24 protein-coding genes are annotated in these 23,844 nt (G+C 74.7%); 9 read left to right on the forward strand and 15 right to left on the reverse strand.

Annotated features, from left to right (window positions below; genetic code table 11):
* A partial coding sequence (locus E1212_RS11325) for an ATP-binding protein (RefSeq protein ID WP_131982396.1) occupies positions 1-2,625 on the forward strand: 2,625 nt, incomplete at its 5' end.
* Here the strand turns inward: E1212_RS11325 and E1212_RS11330 are convergent.
* Positions 2,595-3,155 carry a putative glycolipid-binding domain-containing protein gene (locus E1212_RS11330; RefSeq protein WP_131982398.1) on the reverse strand — a complete coding sequence of 187 codons (561 nt, stop codon included), beginning with the start codon at positions 3,153-3,155 and terminating at the stop codon, positions 2,595-2,597. The genes E1212_RS11325 and E1212_RS11330 overlap by 31 nt on opposite strands.
* A 30-nt stretch (positions 3,156-3,185) precedes the next feature.
* Between E1212_RS11330 and E1212_RS11335 the strand changes: the two genes are divergently transcribed.
* Positions 3,186-3,731: a CGNR zinc finger domain-containing protein gene (locus E1212_RS11335; RefSeq protein WP_131982400.1), complete on the forward strand. Its 546-nt coding sequence runs from the start codon at positions 3,186-3,188 to the stop codon at positions 3,729-3,731.
* Here E1212_RS11335 and E1212_RS11340 read toward each other — a convergent pair.
* The 3 genes from E1212_RS11340 to E1212_RS11350 form a co-directional block, all read right to left on the reverse strand.
* Positions 3,680-4,432 (reverse strand): SRPBCC family protein, encoded by a 753-nt coding sequence (locus tag E1212_RS11340; RefSeq protein WP_131982403.1) that lies wholly within the window; start codon positions 4,430-4,432, stop codon positions 3,680-3,682. The two genes, E1212_RS11335 and E1212_RS11340, sit on opposite strands and share 52 nt — an antisense overlap.
* Positions 4,429-5,049, reverse strand: coding sequence for a winged helix-turn-helix domain-containing protein (locus E1212_RS11345; RefSeq protein WP_203416756.1), 621 nt, complete (start codon positions 5,047-5,049; stop codon positions 4,429-4,431). Before E1212_RS11345 ends, E1212_RS11340 begins: the two co-directional genes overlap by 4 nt.
* Before the next feature lie 153 nt (positions 5,050-5,202).
* Entirely contained in the window at positions 5,203-5,745 is a 543-nt protein-coding gene (locus tag E1212_RS11350; RefSeq protein ID WP_131982405.1) for a hypothetical protein, read from the reverse strand.
* A 49-nt stretch (positions 5,746-5,794) separates the two neighbouring features.
* Here E1212_RS11350 and E1212_RS11355 point away from each other — a divergent pair, with 49 nt between their 5' ends.
* On the forward strand, positions 5,795-6,145 hold the full coding sequence (locus E1212_RS11355) for a YciI family protein (RefSeq protein ID WP_203416764.1): 351 nt from the start codon (positions 5,795-5,797) through the stop codon (positions 6,143-6,145).
* A 126-nt stretch (positions 6,146-6,271) separates the two neighbouring features.
* On the opposite strand, the gene E1212_RS11360 is transcribed toward E1212_RS11355, so the two are convergent.
* The 3 genes from E1212_RS11360 to E1212_RS11370 are packed head-to-tail and all read right to left on the reverse strand — an operon-like array spanning position 6,272 to position 8,749.
* On the reverse strand, positions 6,272-7,048 hold the full coding sequence (locus E1212_RS11360; protein ID WP_131982409.1) for an SDR family NAD(P)-dependent oxidoreductase: 777 nt from the start codon (positions 7,046-7,048) through the stop codon (positions 6,272-6,274).
* Between the two features lie 31 nt (positions 7,049-7,079).
* Complete coding sequence (locus tag E1212_RS11365) at positions 7,080-7,508, reverse strand: nitroreductase family deazaflavin-dependent oxidoreductase (protein ID WP_162605425.1); 429 nt, start codon at positions 7,506-7,508, stop codon at positions 7,080-7,082.
* 8 nt (positions 7,509-7,516) lie between these two features.
* A complete protein-coding gene (locus E1212_RS11370; RefSeq protein WP_131982413.1) occupies positions 7,517-8,749 on the reverse strand; it encodes an NAD(P)/FAD-dependent oxidoreductase in 1,233 nt (410 codons plus the stop codon).
* Between the two features lie 102 nt (positions 8,750-8,851).
* On the opposite strand from E1212_RS11370, the gene E1212_RS11375 reads away from it, so the two are divergent.
* Positions 8,852-9,679 carry an isocitrate lyase/PEP mutase family protein gene (locus E1212_RS11375; protein WP_131982415.1) on the forward strand — a complete coding sequence of 276 codons (828 nt, stop codon included), beginning with the start codon at positions 8,852-8,854 and terminating at the stop codon, positions 9,677-9,679.
* A gap of 39 nt (positions 9,680-9,718) precedes the next feature.
* On the opposite strand, the gene E1212_RS11380 is transcribed toward E1212_RS11375, so the two are convergent.
* Positions 9,719-10,537 carry a phytanoyl-CoA dioxygenase family protein gene (locus tag E1212_RS11380; protein ID WP_131982417.1) on the reverse strand — a complete coding sequence of 273 codons (819 nt, stop codon included), beginning with the start codon at positions 10,535-10,537 and terminating at the stop codon, positions 9,719-9,721.
* A 340-nt stretch (positions 10,538-10,877) separates the two neighbouring features.
* Here E1212_RS11380 and E1212_RS11385 point away from each other — a divergent pair, with 340 nt between their 5' ends.
* Positions 10,878-11,711, forward strand: coding sequence for an AraC family transcriptional regulator (locus E1212_RS11385; RefSeq protein WP_131982419.1), 834 nt, complete (start codon positions 10,878-10,880; stop codon positions 11,709-11,711).
* Positions 11,712-11,847: 136 nt separating this feature from the next.
* Complete coding sequence (locus tag E1212_RS11390; RefSeq protein ID WP_131982421.1) at positions 11,848-12,531, forward strand: helix-turn-helix domain-containing protein; 684 nt, start codon at positions 11,848-11,850, stop codon at positions 12,529-12,531.
* A 16-nt stretch (positions 12,532-12,547) separates the two neighbouring features.
* Here E1212_RS11390 and E1212_RS11395 read toward each other — a convergent pair whose 3' ends face one another.
* Complete coding sequence (locus E1212_RS11395; RefSeq protein WP_131982423.1) at positions 12,548-12,946, reverse strand: VOC family protein; 399 nt, start codon at positions 12,944-12,946, stop codon at positions 12,548-12,550.
* A gap of 82 nt (positions 12,947-13,028) precedes the next feature.
* Here E1212_RS11395 and E1212_RS11400 point away from each other — a divergent pair, with 82 nt between their 5' ends.
* Positions 13,029-13,391 (forward strand): MmcQ/YjbR family DNA-binding protein, encoded by a 363-nt coding sequence (locus E1212_RS11400; RefSeq protein ID WP_131982542.1) that lies wholly within the window; start codon positions 13,029-13,031, stop codon positions 13,389-13,391.
* Between the two features lie 21 nt (positions 13,392-13,412).
* Here the strand turns inward: E1212_RS11400 and E1212_RS11405 are convergent, their stop codons facing one another.
* Entirely contained in the window at positions 13,413-13,724 is a 312-nt protein-coding gene (locus E1212_RS11405) for a hypothetical protein (RefSeq protein ID WP_131982425.1), read from the reverse strand.
* A 166-nt stretch (positions 13,725-13,890) separates the two neighbouring features.
* Between E1212_RS11405 and E1212_RS11410 the strand changes: the two genes are divergently transcribed.
* The gene (locus tag E1212_RS11410; RefSeq protein WP_131982427.1) at positions 13,891-14,382 is read left to right on the forward strand and encodes a cation:proton antiporter regulatory subunit; all 492 of its coding nucleotides are present in this window, start codon (positions 13,891-13,893) and stop codon (positions 14,380-14,382) included.
* A 15-nt stretch (positions 14,383-14,397) separates the two neighbouring features.
* On the forward strand, positions 14,398-15,600 hold the full coding sequence (locus E1212_RS11415) for a cation:proton antiporter (protein ID WP_131982429.1): 1,203 nt from the start codon (positions 14,398-14,400) through the stop codon (positions 15,598-15,600).
* Here the strand turns inward: E1212_RS11415 and E1212_RS11420 are convergent.
* From E1212_RS11420 to ggh, 5 genes are all read right to left on the reverse strand, one after another.
* Positions 15,563-16,564: a zinc-binding alcohol dehydrogenase family protein gene (locus E1212_RS11420; protein WP_131982431.1), complete on the reverse strand. Its 1,002-nt coding sequence runs from the start codon at positions 16,562-16,564 to the stop codon at positions 15,563-15,565. The two genes, E1212_RS11415 and E1212_RS11420, sit on opposite strands and share 38 nt — an antisense overlap.
* Positions 16,565-16,568: 4 nt before the next feature.
* On the reverse strand, positions 16,569-16,937 hold the full coding sequence (locus E1212_RS11425) for a hypothetical protein (RefSeq protein ID WP_131982433.1): 369 nt from the start codon (positions 16,935-16,937) through the stop codon (positions 16,569-16,571).
* Positions 16,938-17,081: 144 nt separating this feature from the next.
* A complete protein-coding gene (locus E1212_RS11430) occupies positions 17,082-17,885 on the reverse strand; it encodes an endonuclease/exonuclease/phosphatase family protein (protein WP_203416758.1) in 804 nt (267 codons plus the stop codon).
* A 134-nt stretch (positions 17,886-18,019) separates the two neighbouring features.
* Entirely contained in the window at positions 18,020-22,009 is a 3,990-nt protein-coding gene (locus E1212_RS11435; protein WP_131982437.1) for an AAA domain-containing protein, read from the reverse strand.
* Positions 22,010-22,426: 417 nt separating this feature from the next.
* A complete protein-coding gene (gene ggh / locus E1212_RS11440; protein ID WP_131982439.1) occupies positions 22,427-23,782 on the reverse strand; it encodes a glucosylglycerate hydrolase in 1,356 nt (451 codons plus the stop codon).
* Between the last annotated feature and the right edge of the window lie 62 nt (positions 23,783-23,844).

The following is a 23,844-nucleotide window of genomic DNA, read 5'->3' on the forward strand; positions in this document are numbered from 1 at the left end:
GGCGACTACGGTGCGCTGGCCGGCGAACTGGTGGGGTGGGTGGGTGCGGCGCCGCTACGTGAGCGGCTGCGGGCGGCGCACGTGCGGGCGCTGTACGCCGCCGGCCGGCAGGGCGACGCGCTGGCGAGCCTGGCCGAACTGCGTGCGCTGCTGGCCGACGAGCTCGGCGTCGACCCGTCCCCCGCCCTGGCCGAGCTGCACGCCGCGGTGCTCGCGCACGACCCGGCCCTGATCGGCGACGGCATCCGCTCGGCAACCGCCGCCGTCGCGGAGCGGCCCGGCCACCTGCCGGTGCCGCTGACGCCGCTGGTCGGCCGGGCCGAGGCGGTCGCCGACGTCGCCGCCCGGCTCGCCGCACACCGGCTGGTCACGCTGACCGGCCCCGGCGGGGTCGGCAAGACCCGGCTGGCCCTCGAGGCGGCCCGCTCGGCCGCCGGCCACCGCGACGGCGGCTGGCTGGTCGAGCTGGCCGGCCTGCGCGCGAGTGGCCCGGCGGCCGTCGCCGAGGTCATCGCGGGGATCCTCGAGCTGCGCACCGAGGCGGGCCCCGACCCCGTCGCCCGGCTGGCCGGCGCACTGCGGACCCGCGAGCTGCTGCTGGTCCTGGACAACTGCGAGCACCTGGCCGACGTCGCCGACGTCGCCGCCGCGGTCCTGCGCGCCGCTCCGGGCGTGCGCGTCCTCGCCACCAGCCAGGTCCCGCTCGGCCTGCCCGGCGAGGTCGTCGCGCCGGTCGCGCCGCTCGATCCGGCCACCGACGCCGTCGACCTGTTCCTGGCCCGGGCCGGCGCCGCCGCGCCCGGCCGCGAGCTCGACCGCGACACCGTCGCCGAGATCTGCCGCCGCCTCGACGGGCTGCCGCTGGCGCTCGAGCTGGCCGCCACCCGGGTCCGGGCGCTGGGCGAGCGCGAGCTGCTGGCCCGGCTCGACCACCGGTTCGAGCTGCTCGCCGCGGGGCAGCGCGGCGTGCCCGAGCGGCAGCGGACGCTGCGGGCGATGATCGACTGGAGCTGGGAGCTGCTCACCGAGCCGGAGCGGACGGTGCTGCGGCGGCTCGCGGTGTCGGCCGACGGGTGCGACCTCGCCGGAGCCGAGGCCGTCGCGGCCGGCGACGACCTCGCCGCGACCAGTGTCGCCGGCCTCGTCGGCCGGCTCGCCGACCGGTCGCTGGTCACCGTCGTCCCCACCGCCACCGGCCCGCGCTACCGGCTGCTCGAGTCCGTCGCGGCGTACGCGGGCGAGCGGCTGCGCGCGGCCGGCGAGCTCGGCACCGTCGGGCGGCGGCACCGCGACCACCTGCTGGCCCTCGCCGCCCGGGCCGACCGCGGGCTGCGCGGGCCCGAACAGCGGCACTGGCTGGACGTGCTCGACGCGGAGTCGGCGAACCTGCGCGCCGTCCTCGACGACGCCGTGCGCACCGGCGCCGCGGACACCGCGTTGCGGCTGGTCGACGCGCTCGGCTGGTACTGGTTCCTGCGCGGCCGGCTGGGTGAGGGACGGCGGTCGGCGGCGGCCGCGCTCGCGGTCGAGCCGGCCGGCGGCGACGGCGTCGACGGCGGGCTGCGCGCCCGGGTCGGCGCGTGGGAGGCCGGGTTCGCCGTCCAGCTCGGCGCGGATCCCGGCCTGGCCGAGTACGCCGAGGCGGCGCTGGCCCGGTTCGCCGGCACCGGCGACGACGCCGGGCTGGCCTGGGCGCGCTGGTTCCTGAGCCTCGGACTGGTGGGCGTCGGTGACGTGCCGGCGCACGTCCGGCGGGTGGCGGCGGCGCTGACGGCGTTCCGGCGGCTCGGCGACCGGTGGGGCCAGGCGGCGGCGTTGAGCCTGAGTGCCGACCTCGCCCGCCCGCTCGGGTCCGCCGACGCCGGGCTGCGGTCCGCCGACGAAGCGGCCGCGCTCTTCGACGAGCTGGGCGATCGCTGGGGACTGCTGCGGGTCACCGATACGCTGGCCGCCCGCGCGGAGATCGAGGGCGACTACGACCGCGCCGCCGCCCTGCACGACCACGGCGTCCGCATCGCCACGGAGCTGGGACTGGCCACGGAGCTCTCCTACCAGCTGGCCGGGCAGGGCCGCGTCGCGCTGCTGCGCGGTGACCACGCGGCCGCCGACGACCTGCACGAGCGCGCCCGGCAGCTGGCCGCCCGGCACGCGCACCGCCGGGGTGAGCAGTTCGCCGAGGTCGGGCTCGCGCTCTCGGCCCGGCGGCAGGGCCGGCTCGACGACGCCGAACGGCACCTGCGGACCTGGCTGGACTGGTGCCTCGACGCCGACGGCGACCTCGGTGCCGCCCTCATCCTGGCCGAGCTGGGCTTCGTCGCCGAGCTGCGCGGCGACGCCGAGGCGGCCCGGGCGCTGCACCTCGACGGCCTGGCCGCGGCCCGGTCGGCCGGCGACCTGCGGGCCATCGCGCTCGCGCTCGAGGGGCTGGCCGGCGTGCACGCGCTGACCGGTGATGGCGCGGGCGCGGCCGAGCTGCTGGCCGCGGCGGCCGCCGCCCGCGAGGAGTCCGGGGTGCCGCTGCCGCCGGCCGAGCGCGGCGACGTCGACCGCATCGCCGCCGCGGCGGCCGCGCTCCTGAGCCGAGCCGGCGATGGTCAGGCGATCCGCCGCCAGAGCTCCGGGTAGTCGACCACCAGGCCGTCGGCGTCCACCGTCAGGTCGGCGGTGAAGTCGCCGGACGAGTAGCGGTAGAGGCTGTCGGCCAGCCGGACGTAGCGCTGACTCACCGCCTCGGTGGTCAGGCCGCGGTCCACCTGCACGTAGACGATCCGCAGGTCCGCCGACGCCTCTCCGACCGACAGGCCCAGGCGGCGGATCGGCAGGGTGTTGGTGAACGGCGTCAGCGCGATGTCGACGTCGACGCAGCCGGCGAGGTCGGCCCGCTCGGCGCCGGCGGCGTCGTACCAGCGCTGGCCGTCGCGCCGCTCCAGCACCAGGTCGGGCTCACCGTTCGTCGTCAGCGTCAGCCGTCGCACGGACCAGTCCGGGCCGGCCTCGATGCGGTACGCCACCCGGGTCGGCCGCCCGTCCAGCGCGACGATCACCCCGTCGGCCCGCACCCCGTCGGCGCCGGCCCGCAGCATCAGGTGCTCGGTGGCCGGCCAGCTCAGCGCCGACCACATCAGCTCGCGTTCCACTCCGTCCCCGGTCATCATGAGGTCCAGGTTAACCACTAAACTAGTTACGTGGTTAGCGACCAGGAAGCGCCGGGTGCACTCGAGGACGTGCGCGAGCTGCTGAACAGCTGGCTGATCCCCAACGACACCCGCCGGCCCGACGACCGGTTCGACGCGTGGGCCGCCGCGCACGCCGTCACCACACCGGCCTACCGCGCCGCCGTCCGCGACCTCCGCGACGACCTGCGTGCCGTCCTGGACGGCCGGGCCGCGGCCGACGCCGTCGTCAACCGGTGGATCGAGCGGACCGCCACGCACCCGCGGGTCGAGGACGGCGCCGTCCGGTACCGGCACGACGGTGGCCCGGCCGGAGACCTGCTGGTGACCGTCGTGACGGCGATCGCCGACGGCCGCTGGGCCCGGCTGAAGACCTGCCCCGACTGCCGCTGGGCGTTCTACGACCACACCCGCAACGGCAGCAAGCGCTGGTGCCTGATGACCGCCGGCGGGCCGGGCGGCCGGTCATGCGGCAGCATCGCCAAGGTCCGCGCCTACCGCGCGCGTCAGGCCTCGGGCGCCTCGGTGCCGGGGATGGGCCCGGCCGGCGCCGGATAGCGCCCGCCCCACCACGCACCCCACCGCCCGGCCAGTTCCGCGTACGCCGCCTCGTCCAGTCCGTACGTGCTGAGCAGCGCCATCGCGGTCCCGGCCGGCTTCTCGGCGGTCGGCTCCGTGTACGCGACCACCAGCAGCCCGTCGCCCCACGCATCGACGGTGACGCCGAACTGGTGCGCCGAGCGGAACCAGACCTCGCCCTTGACGTCCTGCCCGGCGAGCCTCGCCTCGAACGCGCTGCCCGCCGGCTGGACGGCGACGCCGTCGAGCCCCAGTTCCGGAAGGAGCGGCGGCGCTCCGGCCGTGGTGCCGGCCAGGAAGACGGTGCGACGCGGCGCGCCGGGCTGGCGCTCGAGGAAGAAGCGGAGCTGCTGGAGGAACGTGGTCCAGCCCTCGGTGATGTCGTCGTAGTAGGCGTCCCATTCGGGGCTGACGCCGCGCGGCGCCCTGGTCAGCGTGACCCGGGTGCCGTCGCCGTCGGGCTCGAGGACGATGTGGTCGCCCTCCTGGACGCCGAGCGTGCGGGCCCCTTCGTCCTCGACGAAGCTCTGGAAGTAGATGAGGTCGATCTCGGCGTCGAGACCGGGGTCGTCCCAGCCGTGCCAGTGCCGGATCTTGTCCTTCTCGCGCAGCGCGCGCCACACCTCGTCGACGGGCGCGGCGACGGTGACCCGGATGACGGGCCGGTCCTGCTCGGTCATGGGATGGTCTCCTCGGTGGTGTCGTCCGTGGGCTCTGTGGCGGCCGGCGCCGGGTAGCCGCCGGCGACCAGCCGGTACGGCCTGCCGTCGCCGGTGTCGAAACGGGCGACAGTGCGGCGCACCGCCTCGGTCAGCTCGTCGGTGAAGGCGTGGACGTCGCCGGGCGCGCCGAAGCGCACCTCGGCCTCGATGGTGAACGTGAGCAGCCGCTTGCCGGACTCGTCGGCCTTGGCCTGCATGCGGGCGACGTCGCGCACGGCGCCGGCCGCGACGCCGACGAGGTGCTCGGCGGCGTACTGGTCCTGGATCTGGCTGAAGCGGTCCCGGTGGTCGCCGTCGCCGGACATGACCGCGGGGTCGACGACGAGCGCGCCCGGCTTGGCGCGCAGGATCCGCTCGACGCAGCCGCGCCGCTGGCGTTCCTCGACCAGCTCGACCAGCCCGGCCGCCTCGAGCACGCGCAGGTGGTAGTTGACCCGCTGCCGCGGCAGCCCGAGCGCCGCCGCCAGCTGAGTGGCCGAGGCCGGCTCGCGCAGCGCCGTCAGCAACTCGCGCCGCGGCGGAGAGAGCGCGGCGCGCACCTCGGCCGGCTCCTCGAGGTAGGTGATCGCGGCCATGCGACCCATCATCGAATTGACAGTTCAATTTGTCAATACGCGGACGCCTCCCACTCGCAAGTCGATGGTGGAGAAAACGTGGAGTCGGCGGCCGATATGTCCGATCGATACCGCGGTCACTCCAAGATCAACCTGGAGTGGTGGTGGGACGGGTCAGCCGGCGGACAGCGGGGCGCGGTCCGGGACCACCCCGCCGAGGCCGCGCAGCCACTGGTCCGGTGGGTCGGGCCACCAGCGCCCGGAGTGGAGGCCGGCCAGCAGGTCGCGGACGGCGGCCGCCGACGGCGCGGCCGGCACGACCCGGTTCGGCGAGGCGCCCGCGAGCACGCCGAACCACCAGTGCTTGGCGGTGTCGCCGAGCCCGTCCGGGTCGAGGACGACGTAGTAGTCCGGCAGCGCGGAGGCCTCGGTGCGCAGTGCGCTCAGCGCGGCCTCGACGGCGACCTCGAGCGTGCCGGTCGGCGCGGTGCCGTCGAAGAACCCGGCCCACGCGGCGCCGACACCGGCGAGCGGATCGAGATCGTGTACGACGTAGGCGGCGTGCGACTGGGCGGCCGCCTCGCGGACCCGCCGGCCACCGTCGTCGCCGGCCGCGTGCGGGACCGCCCGCACGTTCGCCAGCCCGTCGAGCGCGGCCACCACCCGGCCCGCCTGCTCGCCGACGATCACGACCACCGTGCTGTTCGGGCGTCCCACGCCGTCCATAGTAGGAACCCGCGGGCTTAGGCTGCCGCTCGTGAAGTACATGATGCTCATCTACGGGACCGACGAGACGTGGCAGCGGATCTACGACGGCGACAAGGCCGGCGCCGAGCACATGCGCGCCCACCGCGAGCTGACCGAGCAGCTCATCGCCTCGGGTGAGTACGTCACCTCGCAAGGACTCACCGTCGAGGCGGCCCGGACCGTGCGGGTGCGCGACGGCGTGCCCGCGGTGACCGACGGGCCGTTCAGCGAGGCCAAAGAGGTGCTGGCCGGCTTCTACCTGGTCGAGTGCGCGAGCGTGGAGCGGGCGACGGAGATCGCGGCGCTGCTGCCCGAGGCGGCCCTGGACCTCGTGGAAGTGCGCCGGGTCGTGGACCCCGCCGACATGTAGCCGGACACGGGGTCGTCGGGCCGGGCGCGCCGATGTACGGTCGCGCGCTCCCGCCGTCCCCGCACCGACTCCTCGGGGAGGCCGTCGGCCCCAGCTCGTCGCCGGTCATGCCCGGCTCCTCGTGTGTCACGCGGGTGCCTCCGGATCGAGCCCGAGTGCCGCACGCCCGCCGTCGACCGGCACCGTCGCGCCGTTGACGAACGAGGCGTCGTCGGAGAGCAGGTGGGCGACCACGGCGGCCACCTCGTCGACCCGGCCGACGCGCCCGACGGGATGCAGCTGGCGCAGCTGCGCCTCGACCTCGGCGGCCGCTGCCGGCGACAGCCCGGCGAGGTAGGCGTCGTAGCGCTCGGTAGCGATGGACCCCAGCGCGACCGCGTTGACCCGGACGCCCCGCGCGCCGTACTCGACCGCGAGCGCCCTGGTCAGCCCCTCAACCGCCGCCTTCGCCGTGGCGTACGGCAGCGACCCCGGCACCGCCCGCTGCGCCTGGTGCGACGACACGTTGACGATGGCCCCGCCCTGACCGTGCGCGAGGAACCGCCGGACCGCGGTGGTGCAGCCGACGAGCACGGGGTCGAGGTTCAGGGCGATGAGCCGCGACGTCTCGGCGGCGTCGGTGGTGTGGACGGACGCGTCGCGGAACACCGCCGCGTTGTTGACCCAGCCGGCCAGCGGCGCCGCGGACTCGGCGAGGTCGGCGGCATGCCAGGCGACGCCGGGGTCGGCGGCGCTGCCCGCCACCGCCAGCGCGCGCAGGCCGGCCGGATGGTCGCGCAGCCAGTGCAGCGCCGTCGGGTCGAGGTCGAGCGCCACCACCGTGGCGCCGGCGCCGAGCAGCCGCTCGACCACGGCCCGGCCGACCCCGCGGCCGCCGCCCGTGACCACATACGAACGATCCATACCCCCACCTTGCCACGGGGGTCCGACCGACTCAGGGCGGCGACGGCGGGTGCAGCAGCACCACCGGGATGACGCGGTCGGTGTTGGACTCGTAGAGCCGATAGCCCTTGTACGCGGCGAGCACGCGCGGCCACCACACCGCGCGCTCGTCCGGGTCGGCGGTGCGCGCCCTGGCCGGCCAGCGGCGGCCGCGCACCTGCACGATGACGTCGGGGTGCGCGACCAGGTTGGTGTACCACTGCGGGTGCCGGGGCCGGCCGCCCCACGACGCGATGACGACCAGGTGCTCGTCGTCGCGCAGGTAGAGCAGCGGGACGGTGTGCCGCCGCCCGGTCCGCGCGCCCGTGGTGGTCAGCAGCAGCATGTCGTTGCGCACCAGCCGCCGGCCGAGCAGCCCTCGGGTCGCCCGGTACAGGGCGATGTGCAGGCGGGACAGCCGGCGGGCGGTCTGGTCGCGCACGGCAGCTCCTAGGTGGGCAGGACGTCCTCGAGCGGCACGTCGGTGTCGGTGAGCCGGGCGACGTCGACCGGCTCGCCGGAGCGGATCAGCGCCTTGATCGGCTCGCCGACGTCCCAGACGTTGACGTTCATACCGGCGACGACCCGGCCGTCGCGCAGCCAGAACGAGACGAACTCGCGCGCCGCGACGTCGCCGCGGTACACGACCTCGTCATAGTGGTCCTTCGTCACCAGGCCGTGGAACTCCATGCCGAGGTCGTACTGGTCGGTGAAGAAGTAGGGCAGCTCGTCGTAGACGGCGTCGCCGCCCAGCATGGTCGACGCCGCGACCGCCGGTTGGTTCAGCGCGTTGGCCCAGTGCTCGACCCGGATGCCCGGACCCAGCAGCGGGTGGTCGGCCTCGGCGATGTCGCCCGCGACGACGATGGCGGGGTCGCTGCTCTGCAGCCGCGCGTCGGTGACGACGCCCGAGTGCACGCGCAGGCCGGCGCCGGCGGCCAGCTGCAGGTTCGGCGCCGCGCCGATGCCGACCACGACGGCGTCGGCCGCGAGCCGGGTGCCGTCGGCGAGGACCGCGCCGCTGACGCCGTCGGCGCCCACGGTGAACCGCTCGACGCCGCTGCGCGTGAGCAGGGTGACGCCGTGCTCGGTGTGCAGGCGGGCGAAGACCGTGGCCAGCTCCGGACCCAGCGGGCCGATGAGCGGCAGTTCCTGCGACTCGACGATGGTGACCTCGACGCCGGCCTCGCGTGCGGCCGCGGTGACCTCGAGACCGATCCAGCCGCCGCCCACGACGAGCAGCTTCCGGCTCGACCCGATGGTCGCCTTGATGGCGTCGGAGTCGGGGAGCTTGCGCAGGTAGTGCACGCGCTCGGCGTCGGCGCCCGGGAGGGTGAGCCGGCGCGGGCTGGACCCCGTGGCGAGCAGCAGCTTCGCGTAGCGGACGGTGCCGCCGTCGTCCTGGACGACGGTGCGCGTGCGAGGGTCGATCTCGATCACCCGGGTGCCCAGCCGCAGGTCGACGTCGTGTTCGGCGTACCAGCCCTCGTCGTGGACGAACGCGGCGTCGCGTTCGGCCTTGCCGAGGAGGTAGTCCTTGGACAGCGGCGGACGTTCGTAGGGGCGGTCCGGCTCGTCGCCGATGAGCACCAGCGGACCGGTGTATCCCTGGTCGCGCAGTGCCTCGGCGCCTTTGGCGCCGGCGAGCCCGGCGCCGACGATGACGAATGGCTGCTCGGTCACGACCCCACGCTAACGCCCTCTCCGGACGGCGGCGGCAGTACGGCGGCATCGACGGCGAGAAACCGCCAGACGTTGTCGGACCCGGCTGGTTGGATGCGGGACATGACCACTGCGTACGACACCGCCGCCGCCTTCACCGCGCTGCACCGCCCGGGTACGCCGCTGCTGCTGCCCAACGCCTGGGACCCGCTCAGCGCCCGCATCGTCGAGGCCGCCGGCGCGCCCGCCGTCGCCACCACCAGCGCCGGCGTGGCCTGGGCCCTCGGCGCCGCCGACGGCGACCACATCGACCGCGACAGCATGCTCGCCCTGACCGCGCGGGTCGTGGCGGCGGTGCGCGTGCCGGTGACGGCCGACATCGAGAGCGGGTTCGGCGCCACGCCGGCCGAGGTCGGGGTCACGGCCGGCGGCGTCCTGGCCGCGGGCGCCGCCGGGGCGAACATCGAGGACGTCCACCCCGGCGACCCGGCCGCGCTGCGCGACCCGAAGGAGCAGGCCGAGCGGCTGGCCGCCGCGCGTTCCGCCGCTGACGCGGCCGGCGTGCCGTTCTACGTCAACGCGCGCATCGACACCTACCTGCGCGCCGTGGGCGACCCCGACTCCCGGTTCGCCGACACCGTCGCCCGGGCGCAGGCCTACCTCCAGGCCGGCGCCTCCGGCGTCTTCGTCCCCGGCGTCGTCGACGCGCCGACGGTGACGCGGCTCGCAGCAGAGATCGACGGCCCGCTGAACGTTCTGGCCGGGCCGGGCGCTCCTCCGGTCGCCGAGCTCGCGGCCGCCGGTGTCGCCCGCGTCAGTCTCGGCTCGTCCGTCGCGGCCGCGGCCTATGCCGTCGCCCAGCGCGCCGCGAACGAGCTGTTCGAGCAGGGCACCTACACCGCGGTCGAGGGAGGGCTCGCCTACGGCGACCTCAACGCGCTGATGTCCTGACGGCCGATGTGCCGGCCGATGTGCCGGCCGTCGTCGCGCTCAGCGCCGGTAGAGCACCGGGTTCAGCGGGCCGGCCGCCGGCTCGCCGGGCCTGACGTCCGGCAGCGACGCGGCGAGGTTGCCCGCCTGGTGCTCGTTGACGGGCTCGGCGGCCACCATGTCCGCGTCGATGTAGATGACGGTCATCACCCGCCGCGGACCGGCCGCCGTGTTCGGGCCGGCGTGGTGGAAGGTCCAGCCCAGGTGGACGCTGGCGTCGCCCAGGGCGAACGGCTCGGTCACGACCGGCAGGTCCTGCTCGGCCAGCGCCACCTGCAGCGCCGCCTCGGACTCGTCGCTGATCGGGAGGTCGCGGCCGAACTCGAACCGGTGACTGCCGGCGGCGAACTCGAGCGGCCCCATCTCGAGCGGGGTCTCCTGCAACGGCAGCCAGATGGTGCAGCACCGGTCGGTCGCCAGCGGCCAGTAGTACTGGTCGGCGTGCCAGGGCGTGACACCGCCGCCGGGCTCCTTGTAGAGCGCCTGGTCGTGGTACAGCCGCACGCCGTCGACTCCCAGCAGCTCGGCGGCGATCCGGGCCAGCCGGCGCGAGTGAACCAGCTCCCGTACCAGGTCGCTGTGCTGCCAGAGGTTGCCGACCTGCAGGAATGCCTTGTCGTAGGTGGACCGCTCGGCCATCGGCAGGTGCATGGTGTTGAGCTCGATCACCTTCGCGGTGATCTCGGGCTCGTAGCCGGCGACGACGGACGGGTCGAGCACGCCGCCGAGATGGACGAAGCCGTCGCGCTCGAAGGCGGCGATCCGGCCGGGAGCGAGGTCGTAGGGGGTGTCGAGGGCGGTCGGCGAGGTGGTGGTCATCGGTCCTCCTGGGACGAGGGGTCTCGGCAGGGCGCCCACGTCCATGCTGCTGGCGCCGGCCCGCCGGCCACCACGCCGCCGGCACCGACTTCCGGTACTCTCCTGACCTCTCCGTCGGCCGATACGGTCGGCGGGTGATCGTCGGGTACTGCGACCGGCCGGGCGGCTGCGACGAGCTGCGCGCCGCCGCCACGGGTGTACCGGATCACGACGCACGACCAGCGCCACCGCGACGAGGTGCCGATCGAGCTCCACGACCCGTTCTGGTCGTGCCGAACAGCCGCGCGGCGATGAATGCAGGGGTACCCGCGGTGCGCCCGCGGCGCCGTATCGTCGAGGGATGCGCCCGGCCCTCGAGCACATCGGCACCACGGGCGGGCTCTCGTGGAAGCGGCACCTGTTCCGCAGCACCGCCTTCGCGTTCAGCTGGCACTTCCACCCGGAGGTCGAGCTGACGCTGATCACCGCGGGCACCGGGACGCGCTACGCGGGCGACAGCATCGAGCCGTACGAGCCCGGTCAGCTCACCCTCCTCGGCGCCGGTGTGCCGCACGCCTTCGTGTCGGCGGCGCCAGGACGGCACGAGGCGGTGGTCGTGCACTTCCGGGCGGACTTCCTCGGGCCCGGGCTGTTCGACGCGACGGAGTTCGCGGCGGCCGGGCGGCTGATCACCGCCGCCGGGCGCGGGCTGGAGCTGCCCGCGCCGGAGCCGACCGTCCGCCGGCTGACCGAGCTGGCGGCACGGACCGGCGCCGACGGCACGCTCGGTCTGCTCGACGCCCTGGTCCGGCTGGCCGACGGCGCGCCGGGACGGCCACTGGTCAGCGCCGGCTACCGCCCGCCCGGCCGCCCGAACAGCCGGCGCATGGACGACGTCTTCGGCTACCTGCACGCCCACTACGCCGAGCCGGTCGCCGTCGACGACGTCGCCGCCGTCGCCCACCTGTCCCCCACCGCGTTCAGCCGGTTCTTCCGCCGCGCCACCGGCCGCACGTTCACCGCGTACCTCACCGAGCTGCGCATCGGCGCCGCCTGCCGGTTGCTCGCCGACGGCGACCGCGCGGTCTCGGACATCGCCGCCTCGTGCGGGTTCGGCAACCTCTCGAACTTCAACCGGCGCTTCCGCGAGCTCAAGGCGATGACGCCGCGCGAATACCGCGCCCGGTTCCGCTGACCGGCGCGCGAGGGTGGGCCGACCACCACGATCACCCGGGCTCCACCACGACTGCAGGCGTAGGGCGACACGGGATCTCGTGCAGCACGTGATCATCTCGGACCGGGCTGTCGGAGCCGGGTGGCAGAGTGGAAACATGTACCGCGAACGCCCTTCGCGCATCCCGCACGCGGTGCTCTGGTCGTCGACGGTGCAGGTCGCCGAGACGCATCGGGTGCTGCCCGACGGCTGCCTCGACCTGCTGTGGACGGGCGGCCGGCTGACGGTCGCCGGGCCCGACACCGTCGCGCACATCGCGTTGTGGCAGCCGGGCACGCCGTTCGTCGGGCTGCGGTTCGGGTCCGGGGTGGGGCCGCGAGTGCTGGGCCTGCCCGCACACGAGCTGCGCGACCAGCGGGTCCCGCTCGACCAGCTCTGGCCGGCCGCGCAGGTGCGCCGGCTGACCGAGCGGCTGGCCGAGGCGCCCGGCCCGGGCGGCCTGATCGAGGCGTTCGCCCACGACCGGCTGGGCGCGGCGCCGCAGGCCGACCCCGTCGTCGAACGGGTGGCCGAGCGGCTGGGCCAGGGCGCCGCGGTCGGCGAGGTCGCACGCGAGGTGGGGCTGAGCGCGCGGCAGCTGCACCGCCGCAGCCTCGACGCGTTCGGGTACGGCCCGAAGACGCTGGCCCGCATCCTGCGGCTGCACCGGGCGCTCGAGCTGGGCCGCTCCGGCACGGCGGCGGCCGAGGCGGCCTACGCGGCCGGGTACGCCGACCAGGCGCACCTCTCGCGCGAGGTGCGGTCGCTGACCGGCGTCACCCTGACGTCGCTGGTGGCGTGAGCGGCGGCGCCGGCCGTCAGTCCGCCGGCAGCGCCGCGTACAGGTCGACGCCGTTGCCGTCCGGGTCGTGCACGACGGCGTAGCGCTGCCCCCAGAACGCGTCCCACGGGGCGAGATGGGACTCGTACCCGGCTGCGGTGAGCTTCTCGTGCATGGCGTCGACGCCGGCGGGGTCGCCGCAGTCGAACGCGAGGCTGGCGCTGCCGCCGTCGGGCGGGGTGAAGCCGGAGTCGAACGAGGCGATGGTCGCATGGGTGTCGAGGAGCAGCTTGACGCCCGGCGCGAGCGCGATCTCGACGTGCGGCGTGTCCTCGGCGCCGTCCGGCACGTCGAGGCCGAGGGCGCGGTAGAACTCCAGCGAGCGCGCCATGTCGGCGACGGGGAACCCGATGGCCGCGAAACGTGGCTGTGTCATGACGACGACGCTACGGCGCGGTCCGCGGACCGGTCTTGAAGGAATCGGACGCCGCTACGCTGGCGGCGTGGCCCACCCGCGGATGTACAGCGACGACGACCCCTACCTGGCCGAGCTGCGCGCCGCCTGCCTGCGCTTCCCCGAGGCGGCCGAGGTCGAGGCGTGGGGCCGGCCGACTTTCCGCGCGGGGAAGAGGATCTTCGCCGTCTTCGAGGGCAACGACGACCACCCGTTCGCGGTGATCTTCAAGCCCGAACCCGCCGAGCGGGCCGCGCTGCTGCAGGACCCGCGCTTCTACGTGCCCGCCTACTACGGCCCGAGCGGCTGGCTCTCCTTCGACTTCACGGCCGCCGACGTCGACTGGGCCGAGGTGGGCGAGCTTCTCGACGGCTCGTATCGGCAGGTCGCGCTCAAGCGCATGCTGAAGGCGCTGGACGGCCGCTGACGCGCACGACCGTGAGCGGCGTCAGCCGAGCTGGAAGCGCCAGAAGATCGCGATCGGCAGATCGCGATGGGCCGCATGCGTGGCCTTCGGCGCCCGGCCGTGCAGAAGCCACGGATCGGCGACGGTCCCGGCCGGGATCGGCTCGGGTGGGCTGCCGGGATCGGCCACGTCACCGAATCGCGGTTCGACGCAGCTTCGCACCTGGAGCCCCACGGGCAGCGCAGCGACCAGGTCGTCGCTGGTGTGGTGGCTCCACTGCGGAATGTAGCCCGGCATGCCGTCCGGCCTCACTGTGACCAGCGGGAAGCCGCGCACGCTGATCCGGGACGGCATCGCGTGCAGCGTCAGTCATGTGTCTCCTGTGCCGGCGGGTCATTCGCCGCGGTGTCAGTGACGGGGGCCCGCGGCGTTCAACCCGTTGTCGGTTCGCGCCGCCGCGCGCCCGCGCCATCCGTGGTCACCCCGGTCATGGCCGGGCGCCGGAGGTAATGTCGAAGGCGTGGCAGTACGCATCGAGCAGGTCGACCTGCCCGGCATCGGGGTACGGCACGACGTGCTCACCGAGACCGGCCGCCGCGTCAGTGTCCTGACCCACCGCTCCGGCGAGCGCACGCTCGCCGTCTTCGAGGTCGACGACCCCGACTCCTGCCGCGACCCGGTCACCCTCACCGAAGGCGAGGCCGAGGCGCTGGCCGAGCTGCTCGGCGCGTCGGTCATGCTCGGCCAGCTCTCGGCGCTGCGCGACGCCGCCGGCGTGTTCACCGAGCAGATCGTCATCGCCGCGGACTCCCCGTACGTCGACCGGGCGCTCGGCGACACCCGGGCCCGCACCCGCACCGGCGCCTCCATCGTGGCGCTGCTGCGCGACGGCAGCGTGGTTGCGTCGCCGGGCCCCGAGACGCGGCTGCGCGCCGGCGACACCGTGGTCGCGGTCGGCACCCGCTCCGGCCTCGACGAGCTGACGCGGATCATCGCCGACGGCGCGAACTGACCGCCCGCGGCACCGATGGCCGAGACCACCACGCTGCTGATCGAGATCGGCGCGCTCCTGCTGGGCATGGGGCTGCTGGGCCGCATCGCCGGTCGCGCCGGGCTCTCGCCGATCCCGCTGTATCTGCTGGCCGGGCTGGCGTTCGGGCACGGCGGGCTGCTGCCGCTGTCGGCGAGTGAGGAGTTCTTCGAGGTCGGCTCCGAGGTCGGCGTCATCCTGCTGCTGGTCATGCTGGGCCTGGAGTACTCCGCCGGTGAGCTGCTGACGAGCATCCGCCGGTCGGCGTGGGCCGGCGTGTTCGATGCGCTGCTCAACGCACTGCCGGGCGCGGCGTTCGCGCTGCTGCTCGGCTGGGGCCCCGTGGCCGCCGTCACGATGGCCGGCGTCACCTGGGTGTCGTCGTCGGGCGTCATCGCCAAGGTGCTGCGCGACCTGGGCCGGCTGAACAACCGCGAGACGCCGGTGGTGCTGTCGATCCTGGTCATCGAGGACCTCGCGATGGCGTTCTACCTGCCGCTGCTCTCGGCCCTGGTGGTCGGCGCCGGCCTGGCCGAGGGCGCCCGGACCATGGCCATCGCCGTCACCGCGGCGCTGGTCATCCTCTATGGCGCGCTGCGCTACGGCCGGGTCATCTCGACGCTGTTCTCACCGCGGCAGCGCGAGGCTCTGCTGCTCGGCGTGCTGGGGCTGACGATGCTGGTCGCCGGCGTGGCCGAGCAGGTGAACGTGTCGGCGGCCGTGGGTGCGTTCCTCGTCGGCATCGCGATCTCCGGCCCGGTCGCCGAGCATGCGTCGGAGCTGCTGACCCCGCTGCGCGACGTGTTCGCGGCGATCTTCTTCGTGTTCTTCGGGCTGCGGACCGACCCCGCCGACATCGGGCCGGTGCTGCTGCCCGCGCTCGCACTCGCCGTCGTCACCATCGGGACGAAGCTGCTGACCGGCTATCTCGCCGCCCGGCGGGCCGGGATCGGCGAGCCCGGACGGTGGCGGGCCGGGCTGGCGCTGGCGCCGCGCGGCGAGTTCTCCGTGGTCATCGCGGGGCTGGCGGTGAGTGCCGGCATCGAGCCCACGCTGGCGCCACTGGTGACGACGTACGTGCTGATCACCGTCGTGACCGGGCCGCTGCTGGCGCGGCTGCCGGAGACCCCGCGGTTCCGGGCGGCGCTGCGACGGCGGGCGCTCAGCCGAGACCGGGGAGCAGTACCGCCGCACCCGTGACCGCGTCGCCCGCGAGGTCCGCCAGGGCTTGGTCGGCGCACCCCAGCGGGTACGGCGTCGTGGTCACGTGCAGCCGGTGCTCGCCGGCGAGACGGAGGAACGCCCGGGCGTCGTCGCGGGTGTTGGCGGTGACGCTGCGCAGCTGCCGCTCCTGGAACAGGTGCCGCTCGTAGTTCAGCGGCGGGATGTCGGTGAGGTGGATGCCGGCGACGGCGAGCGTGCCGCCCCGGTCGAGGGCCGCGAGCGCCGGCAGGACCAGGTCGCCGACCGGTGCGAACAGGATCGCGGCGTCGAGAGGCTCCGGCGGCGGGTCGGCGGCGTCGCCGGCCGAGGCGGCACCCAGCTCGAGCGCCAGGGCCTGGGCGGCCGGGCTGCGCGTCATGACGTGGACGGTGGCGCCCCGGGCCAGCGCGACCTGCGCGGCCAGGTGGGCGCTGGCGCCGAACCCGTAGACGCCGAGGCGCCCGCCGGGCGGCAGCTCGGCACGCAGCAGCGCGCGGTAGCCGATGATGCCGGCGCACAGCAGCGGCGCGAGCTCGACGTCGTCGTACCCGGCGGGCAGCGCCAGCGCGTAGGCGGCCGGAACGGTGGCGTACTCGGCGTACCCGCCGTCGGCGTCCCAGCCGGTGTAGACCGACGCCGGGCAGAGGTTCTCCGCACCCCGGCGGCAGGAGGCGCAGGTGCCGTCGGTGCCGCGCAGCCAGGCGATCCCGACACGGTCGCCGACGGCGAACCCGCCGTCGGCGCCGCTCACCACCTCGCCGACGACCTCGTGGCCGGGCACGACGTGCGGGCGGTGCACCGGCAGGTCGCCCTCGGCGACGTGCAGGTCGGTGCGGCAGACGCCGCAGGCCAGGACCCGGACCAGCAGTTCACCGGGGCCGGGCTCGGGGACCGTCTCGTCGACGAGCGTCAGCGGCCGGGTCGCCATCGGCCCGGGCGCCGTGACCCGCCACGCGCGCATCGCGTCAGTCGAAGGTCAGCAACGCATCGACGTCGACGGACACCGGGAACGGCCGTTCGAGTGTGATGACGCCGGAGCCGCGGGCGACCTCTTTGTACGTGCCACCGACCAGCTCGTACGCGACGAACCGGCCGTCGTCGACCGCCGCCGGGTCGATCCGCGGCACATTCAGGTGCGCCTGCGCCCGCGGGAACATGACGACGTCCGGGCAACGCTCCGTCGGTGGGAACTGCGCCTCGATGGTCACGCCGATGTGCTGAAGGGCGACCAGGCCGTCGGGTGGCTGCGCGTCCAACCGGTTGGCGTCGGTCTCCTCGATCGCATCCCACTCCTCGACGGTCAGGAGCTCGTTGGGCACCGTGACAGTCGTCACCGGTTCCTCCTTCGCTCGATGTCGTTCTGACCGTCGATTCATACCGCCACGATACGCGGATCGGCACCTTCACGCGTGTGCCCGAATCCGCCGGCCCGGTTGCCCGGACCGGCAGATTCGTGGTTCAGAAACGTGCCCTACCGATCAGTTCCCCAGGCCGACGTGCGAACCGGGCAGCAGGACGTCCGCCTTCACCGGCAGGTGGTCCGAGGCGTCGGTCGTCACCACCGCGGCCGTCCGGGTGATCACGTCTTCGGACGTGAGGACGTAGTCGATGCGGGCGTTCGGGTCCTCGACCGGGTAGGTGTAGCCGTCGCCGACGCCGGCCTCCTCCCAGGTGTCGACCAGCTCGTCGACGAGTGTCCGGATCTCCGGCGTGTCCGGCCTGGCGTTGAGGTCGCCGAGCAGGACCACCGATTCCGACGGCTCGCCCATGAGCTCCTCGATGGCCGCGACCTGCTCCAGCCGCTCGTTGGCGTCGTTGTGCTGCAGGTGGGTGTTGTAGACCGTCACCCACACGCCGCGCACGTTGATGCGGGCGCGCAGCAGGCCGCGCTGCTCGTGTCCCTCGTACCGGGGCAGGAACGTGTTGTCCCACTCGCGGATGGGCCGCTCGCTCAGGATGGCGGTGCCGTACTGCCGCCGCGGCTGGCCGGGCTGGAGCGGGTCGAGGTCGAGGTTGGCGCCGTAGACGACGTGCATGTCCAGTTCGTCGGCCAGCCAGGCGGCCTGGTCGACGAAATCACTGCGCTCGCCCCAGTGCCGGTCGACCTCCTGCAGGCCGACGACGTCGACGCCCTCGGTCTTGATGACGTCGGCGACCCGCTGCAGGTTCAGCAGGCCGTCCGTTCCGACGCCGTGGTGGATGTTGAAGCTCATGACCGTCAGCGGCCGGTCGCGCGGCGACGGGCCGGCCGACGACGAGGCGGGCTGTGCGGTCGCTGCCATCAGTCCCAAGACTGCCAGAGCGGCGGTCAGTGCGGTGCGGAGCATGCGCATGGGGGATCCCTTCGACGTCACGGGGCACGTGCCGCCGAGCTTTCCCGCCGCGGATGACGTGTAGACGAACCTCCAGGAAACGGTCAGTCGATGAGCCCGTCGATCGGCGCGCCGGACCGCACCTGCCACGTCGGCACCCGCAGCACCTTCGTCACCGGCGGCAGCCCCGACTCCGGCACCAGGCCGGTCAGCAGCCGGCGCCGGCGCAGCAGCAGCCGCAGGTGGCGGGCGGCGTCCTCACCCGGCCAGCCGCGGTCGAGCAGCACGGCGATGCTCCCCGACGGCGTGCGCACCAGCACGTCGACGCGGTAGCCGTCGACGACGGCGTTCGGCTCGACCTCGGTGTGGCCGGCGGCCGCGAGCCGCTCGCAGAGCGCCTCGACGAGCGGGTCGGTGAAGACCGCGGACTCGATGGGCGCCGGCGGGTTCGGCCGCACGTGGAAGGACCGGACCGACGACATCCGGGCGAGCAGCGCCGGCAGCCCGGCCTGCCGCGACCAGAACCCGTGCTGCCCGACGGTGACGACGTGCGCCCGGGTGCGGGCGACGGCGCCGCTCCACAGCGCGGCCTGGCCCTGCGCCCAGCGGACCGTCTGGGCCGGCATGTCCTCGCCGGCCACCAGCGACAGCACGACGGCGTCGCAGTCGATTGGCTCGCCGTCGCCCACGCAGGCCACCGGCACCGGCTCGAACCGGAACAGCGACCGCAGCTCGTCGGCCTGTGCCCGGAACGGCGTGACCACGGTGACGGTGGCGTCGTCGGGGAGCTGCTCGCGCAGTTCCTTGACCGCCCACACGACGCGGTCGATCTCGGCCTGGTTGCGCCACGAGCCGCCGTTGGCGCCGCGCTCGGGCGTGCCGGTGACGTCCTCCCAGAGCAGCAGGGTGGCGTCGCCGGTCTCGGGGTCGAGCGCCCGGGGCAGCGCGCCGACGTCGGTGACGACGGTGAGCCGCCCCCCGTAGCAGTGCTCGTCGACGATCCGCGCGATGCCGGGGTGCGAGCCGTCGTGCTCGTCGAGCAGCAGCGGCTCCTCGACATTGGGCAACGCGGCGTCGTAGACGGAGTCGCCGCGGAACGACAGCCGCCGCTCGGCGAGGAACCCGGCGGAGAGACCGGCGGCCCGGCGGGCGCGGCGCAGCCGGTGGTCGCTGAGGCCGGGCGCGCGCAGCTGCTGGCGCGGGTCGCCGATGACCAGCGCCCGGCGCGCGCGGAACAGCAGCGGCAGCGCGGCCGGCACCGGCGCGCGGTGCGCGTCGTGGAGGACCACGAGGTCGAACATGCCGGCCTCGAGCGCCAGCTGCCCGGCGTCCTCGAGCGTGACGGCCCAGCCGCCCAGGTGACTGAGCAGATCGCGGTGGCTGGCCTGCCGGTTCCGGCCGCCCGGCTCCAGCGCGATGCGCCGTGCCTCGAGCCGCTCGCGGGCGGTCGCGGCCTGCTCGCCGACGACCACGGAGACCAGCTCGGCCGACAGCTCCGCCACCCGGGCCGCCAGCTCGCGGCCCTCGCGGTCGAGCGCGTCGTCGGTGACGGCGAGCACCTCGCGCTTGTCCTCGCGCAGCCGCTCCTCGGCCCGCGCGAACAGCAGCAGGGTGTCGTAGGCGGCCGGGTCGAGCAGCGCCTCGCGGATGGTGTCGCCGTCGGCACCGGCCTCGCTGACCGCGTGCACGAACGCGAGCACCAGGTTGCGCCGGCGCAGCCCGCTCATGAGGTGGGTCTCGGTGAGGGTGCGCGCGCGGTCGATCCAGTCGCTCAGCCCGGCGTCGTCGGTGCGCCACGCCGCGGCCAGCACGTCGGCCGGCACGCCGAGCCGCTCGGCCGCCGTCGCCCGCGCCGTCGTGGTTTTGCGCATGAGGATCTCGAGGTCGTTGCGCTCGTTCAGCCGGTAGCGCCAGGCCTTGACCTGGGCCTGCGTGGCGGCCAGCTCGGTGGCGACGGTGCCCCGGGCGCGGCCGCGCCGCTCGTCCTTGGTGGAGCGCAGCAGCTCGCGGACCACCTGCTTCTCCTCGGCCCGCGCCTGCGCGTCGCCGGTCTTGATGAGCAGGCCGGTGGTGAGGTCGCCGCACCGGCCGGCCAGCCGCTGCAGCGCGGCGTCGTCGGCCGAGGCCACCAGCACCTTCTGCCCGGCGGCGACCGCGGTGGCGACGACGTCGACGATGACGTCGTCGGCCCCGGTGCCGGGCGGCGCGGTGACGACGGTGAGCGGCCGCGACATGGCCGCGGCGACCACGGCCTCCTGGCTCTCGTTCAGCTCGGCCGGGAGCACGGGCGCGACGGCGGAGCGGGTGGTGGTGCGCATCCCGACCGGCTTGCCCAGAAACTCCAGCGCCGTGCCCGGCACGTCGTCCAGCCGCTCGGCCAACTCGCCCAGCTCGGCGCCGACGGCCTGCTGGGCGGCGCGGTCGGACTCGACGTACAGCACGCCGGCGGTGTTGTGCACGCCCGTGCGATTCGCGGCCTTCGGCTCGATGCCGCCCAGCGCGGCCGGGTCCAGCTCGTCCAGCTCGGCCAGCCCGAGCCGCTTGACCAGCTGGCGGATCGCCACCAGCATCTGGTCGCGGTCGCCGGCCTTCCAGCTCTGCCGCCAGGCCGCCAGCACGCCGGCCGCCTCTTGGTCGTCGAGGCAGGCCTGCAGCACCCCGGCGTGCGGCAGCACCGGGCCGGTGGGGCGCAGTGCCGCTGCCCCGCGGGCGTCGACGGTGACCTCGGCGCGGCGGACCAGCAGCGGCGCGACGGTCGACGTGGCGAGCGGATCGCCGGAGTTGCGGCGGCCGGCGCCCGCGAGCGTGACGAGCGGGTACCCGTACCAGACGTCGCGCTCCTTCCAGTCGAACGTGTCGACGCCGGCGGGCGCGAGGGCGGTCGTTTCGGCGCCGCTGAGCAGCAGCTCGGCGCCGTCGGACATGGGGAACCAGTCGGCGGCCTCGCCGGTGCGGCTGGGCATCGCCTCGGGCGACGGAGCCTCGGCGAGGCAGGCGCGGTAGTACGCGATGACCTCGCGCCAGCCCGGGTCGGCGACCTGGTCGCCGTGCTCGCCGTCGGACGCGCCGGCGCCGCCGGCGCCCGCGGCGGCGGGTGGCGCGATGGTCGCGGTGGCGCCGCCGCCCTTGCCGCCCTCGGGACCGCCGCCGCGCACGCCGTCGCCGTCGCCGTCGAGCAGGCTGAGCGCCCGCACCGCGGACCGCGCGATGACGTGGTTGCCGGCGACCGCGAGCGTCGACGTGGCCGGCAGCTGCTCGGCCGGGACGCCCTGATCGGTGAGCCGGGCCGTCAGGTACGTCGCGAGGTCGTCGGCGGTGACCCACGGGCCGAGGCCGCGCTTGACCCGTCCGGTGCGCAGCCCTTCGACGATCTCGCCGGTGAACCGCGACGTACCCAGCTGCGTGACCGGCTCCGCCATGGCGGCCGCCGGCTGCGGCACCTGCGAGGCCGAGATCACGTAGACGCCGGCCGGCTCGAGCATGACCTGGCGGCGTTGGACGGCGAACCGGTCGGTCTCGGCGCCCGGCAGGCAGGCGTCGAGGAGCACGACCTTGCTGGCGGCGCGCGACTCCTGCAGCTGGTCGCGCAGGAAGTCGGCCGGGACGGCGGTGCGCTCGAGATCGGCCGGGTCGGTGTCGGCGGCGGCCAGGTAGAGCCGGCCGTCGGCGGCGGACACCTGCGCGTACCCGGTGAGGTACACGATGACGGTGTCGGCCAGCGCACGCTCGTCGAGGAACGTCTCGACGGCCCGCATGATCTCGCCGCGGCTGCCGTCGGGGACCACCTGGCACGTGTCGACCATGCCCACGTCGGCACGCTCCAGGACCTGGCGCAGCTGCCGCAGCCCGGCCGCCGCCGTGGGCAGCAGCGGGTAGCCCGCGTGGTCGTACACCGCGGTGCCGATGAGCAGGGCCGCGCGGTCGCCCGCGGGCAGCTGACGGCGGTCCGGCACGACCGGCGCGACGGCGGAGTCGGCCGCCGACGGGAACCGCAGCGAGGCGTCCGGGGTGCGCCGCGACGACGCCGGGAGCGTGACGGTGGCCGGTCGGACTGCGACGAATCGATTGCGGGCATGATCGGTTCGCACATTCATCGACAGCTCGTTCATCAGGCTCCCTCGCGTCTGGCCTGCTTGGCGGCGAACACCCCGTTCACCTGCGGTTCTTCGCAGACTAAGTACGCATCGCGACGTATGTCGGATCTTGGAGCAATATGGTCCGAACACCCGATGGAGTACTCGGACGAGAGGATCGTGGTGATCTAGAAGGCGATCCCGTATAACCCTGCCGGTTATTCGATCATGGGAATTCGGGGCTGTCATCCCGAGCGGGGACCGTCAGTTCCGCGGTGAGCACTCCGGCCTGCAACCGGGTCCTGGCGCGAGCAGCTCCATGAGCGCCCACCGGCGACGTGCGCGCCCCCTCGCCGGCGACGCGTTCTCGGCGCACCTGCCGAACCGCCCTCGCGCGGGCCCCGCCAAGGCACGCTGGACACCATCCTCGAGGTGCGGTCAGCGCCGGCCCGGCTGCGCCAGCCAGTCGAGGGTCACCGCGGCGGTCCAGGACTGGTGCAGGCTGCCCAGCGGCTCGCCGGTGAACGGCTCGTAGTACTCGCCGAAGTCGCCCGCGGCGAGCTGCCGGAGCGAGGCCTCGCGCAGCCGGCCGGCGCCGTCGTGATCGCCTTGGCGTTCGAAGGCCCAGCCGAACAGCCACGACACGATCGGCCAGACCGGGCCGCGCCAGTACGCGCGCGGCTGCAGGCCGGGGTCCGACGGCGACACCGTCGGCGGGAGCGGGTGGGCCAGCGCGGGGTGGCCGCACCAGCGCTCGCCCCAGAACAGCTCGCGCTGGCGTTCGTCGGGGCCGCACAGCAGCGGCGCGAAGCCGGCCACCGTCTCGGTCTCGATCCACTCCCCGGAGCGGCGGTCGAGGTCGCGGGCGAGCCCCGTCGACGGCGACACCGTCGACAGCACGCCGGCGCGGAACCGGGCGGCCAGCTCGCGCAGCTCGGCCACGTCGCCGGCGGTGCCGGCCCCGAGCTCCTCACCGAGAACGGCCAGCTCGTCGCTGGCCACCGCGAGGATGGCCGAGGTGAACACATCGGCGACCCGGAAGCCGACCACGTCGCGGGCGGCGTCGTCGTCGTAGTCGACCCGGCGCAGCTGCTCGACCAGCCACAGGTAGCGGCCGTATTCGGCATCGGTGGGCCGCTCGCCCGCATCGCCGACGTGGTCGACGTCGGTGCGGACGAACGAGGGCAGCTCCGCACCGGGGACGACGGCGGCGTACGGCCGGTCCCAGCGCGGCGAGTTGTCCATGCCGCTCTCCCAGCCGTGGTAGATCTCGACCAGGCCGCGGCGGTCGGGGTCGCGCGCCGTCGCGAGCCAGCGGTGCCAGGCCAGCCAGGCCCCGAACGTGTCGCGGACGAACGCCTCGGCCTCCTCGCGCGCCGCTCCGCCGGCACGACGGCCGGCGTCGACGATGCGGCGCACCGCGACGGCGTGCACCGGCGGCTGGCAGATGCCCGACGTCCGGACGGAGCCGGGCGCGGCCGCCGCGGCCTGGGTGCCCCACCGCTCCGGGCCGGGGAAGTAGCCGTCGCCCTCGGAGAACACGATGTGCGGGATCATCCCCGTGGACCACTGGGCGCGCAGCAGCGTGCGCAGCTCGGTGACGGCGCGCGGCACCGACAGCTGGGCCAGCCCGACGGCGATGAGCGCGGAGTCCCAGCTCCACATGTGCGGGTAGAGCCGCGGCGCGGCCGCCGTCATGGAGCCGAGGTCGTTGCGGCGCAGCACCTCGGCCGCGCGGTCGCCGAGCCCCACGTCGCTGACCGGGACCAGCACCGCGCCTCCTTCACGCCACATCAGGGATGTCCGACCCGACCAGGTTTCGGTATCGTCCTGGTTTTGTCAACTCGCTGGACGTA

This window comes from Jiangella ureilytica (assembly GCF_004348545.1).
Lineage (GTDB): Bacteria > Actinomycetota > Actinomycetes > Jiangellales > Jiangellaceae > Jiangella > Jiangella ureilytica.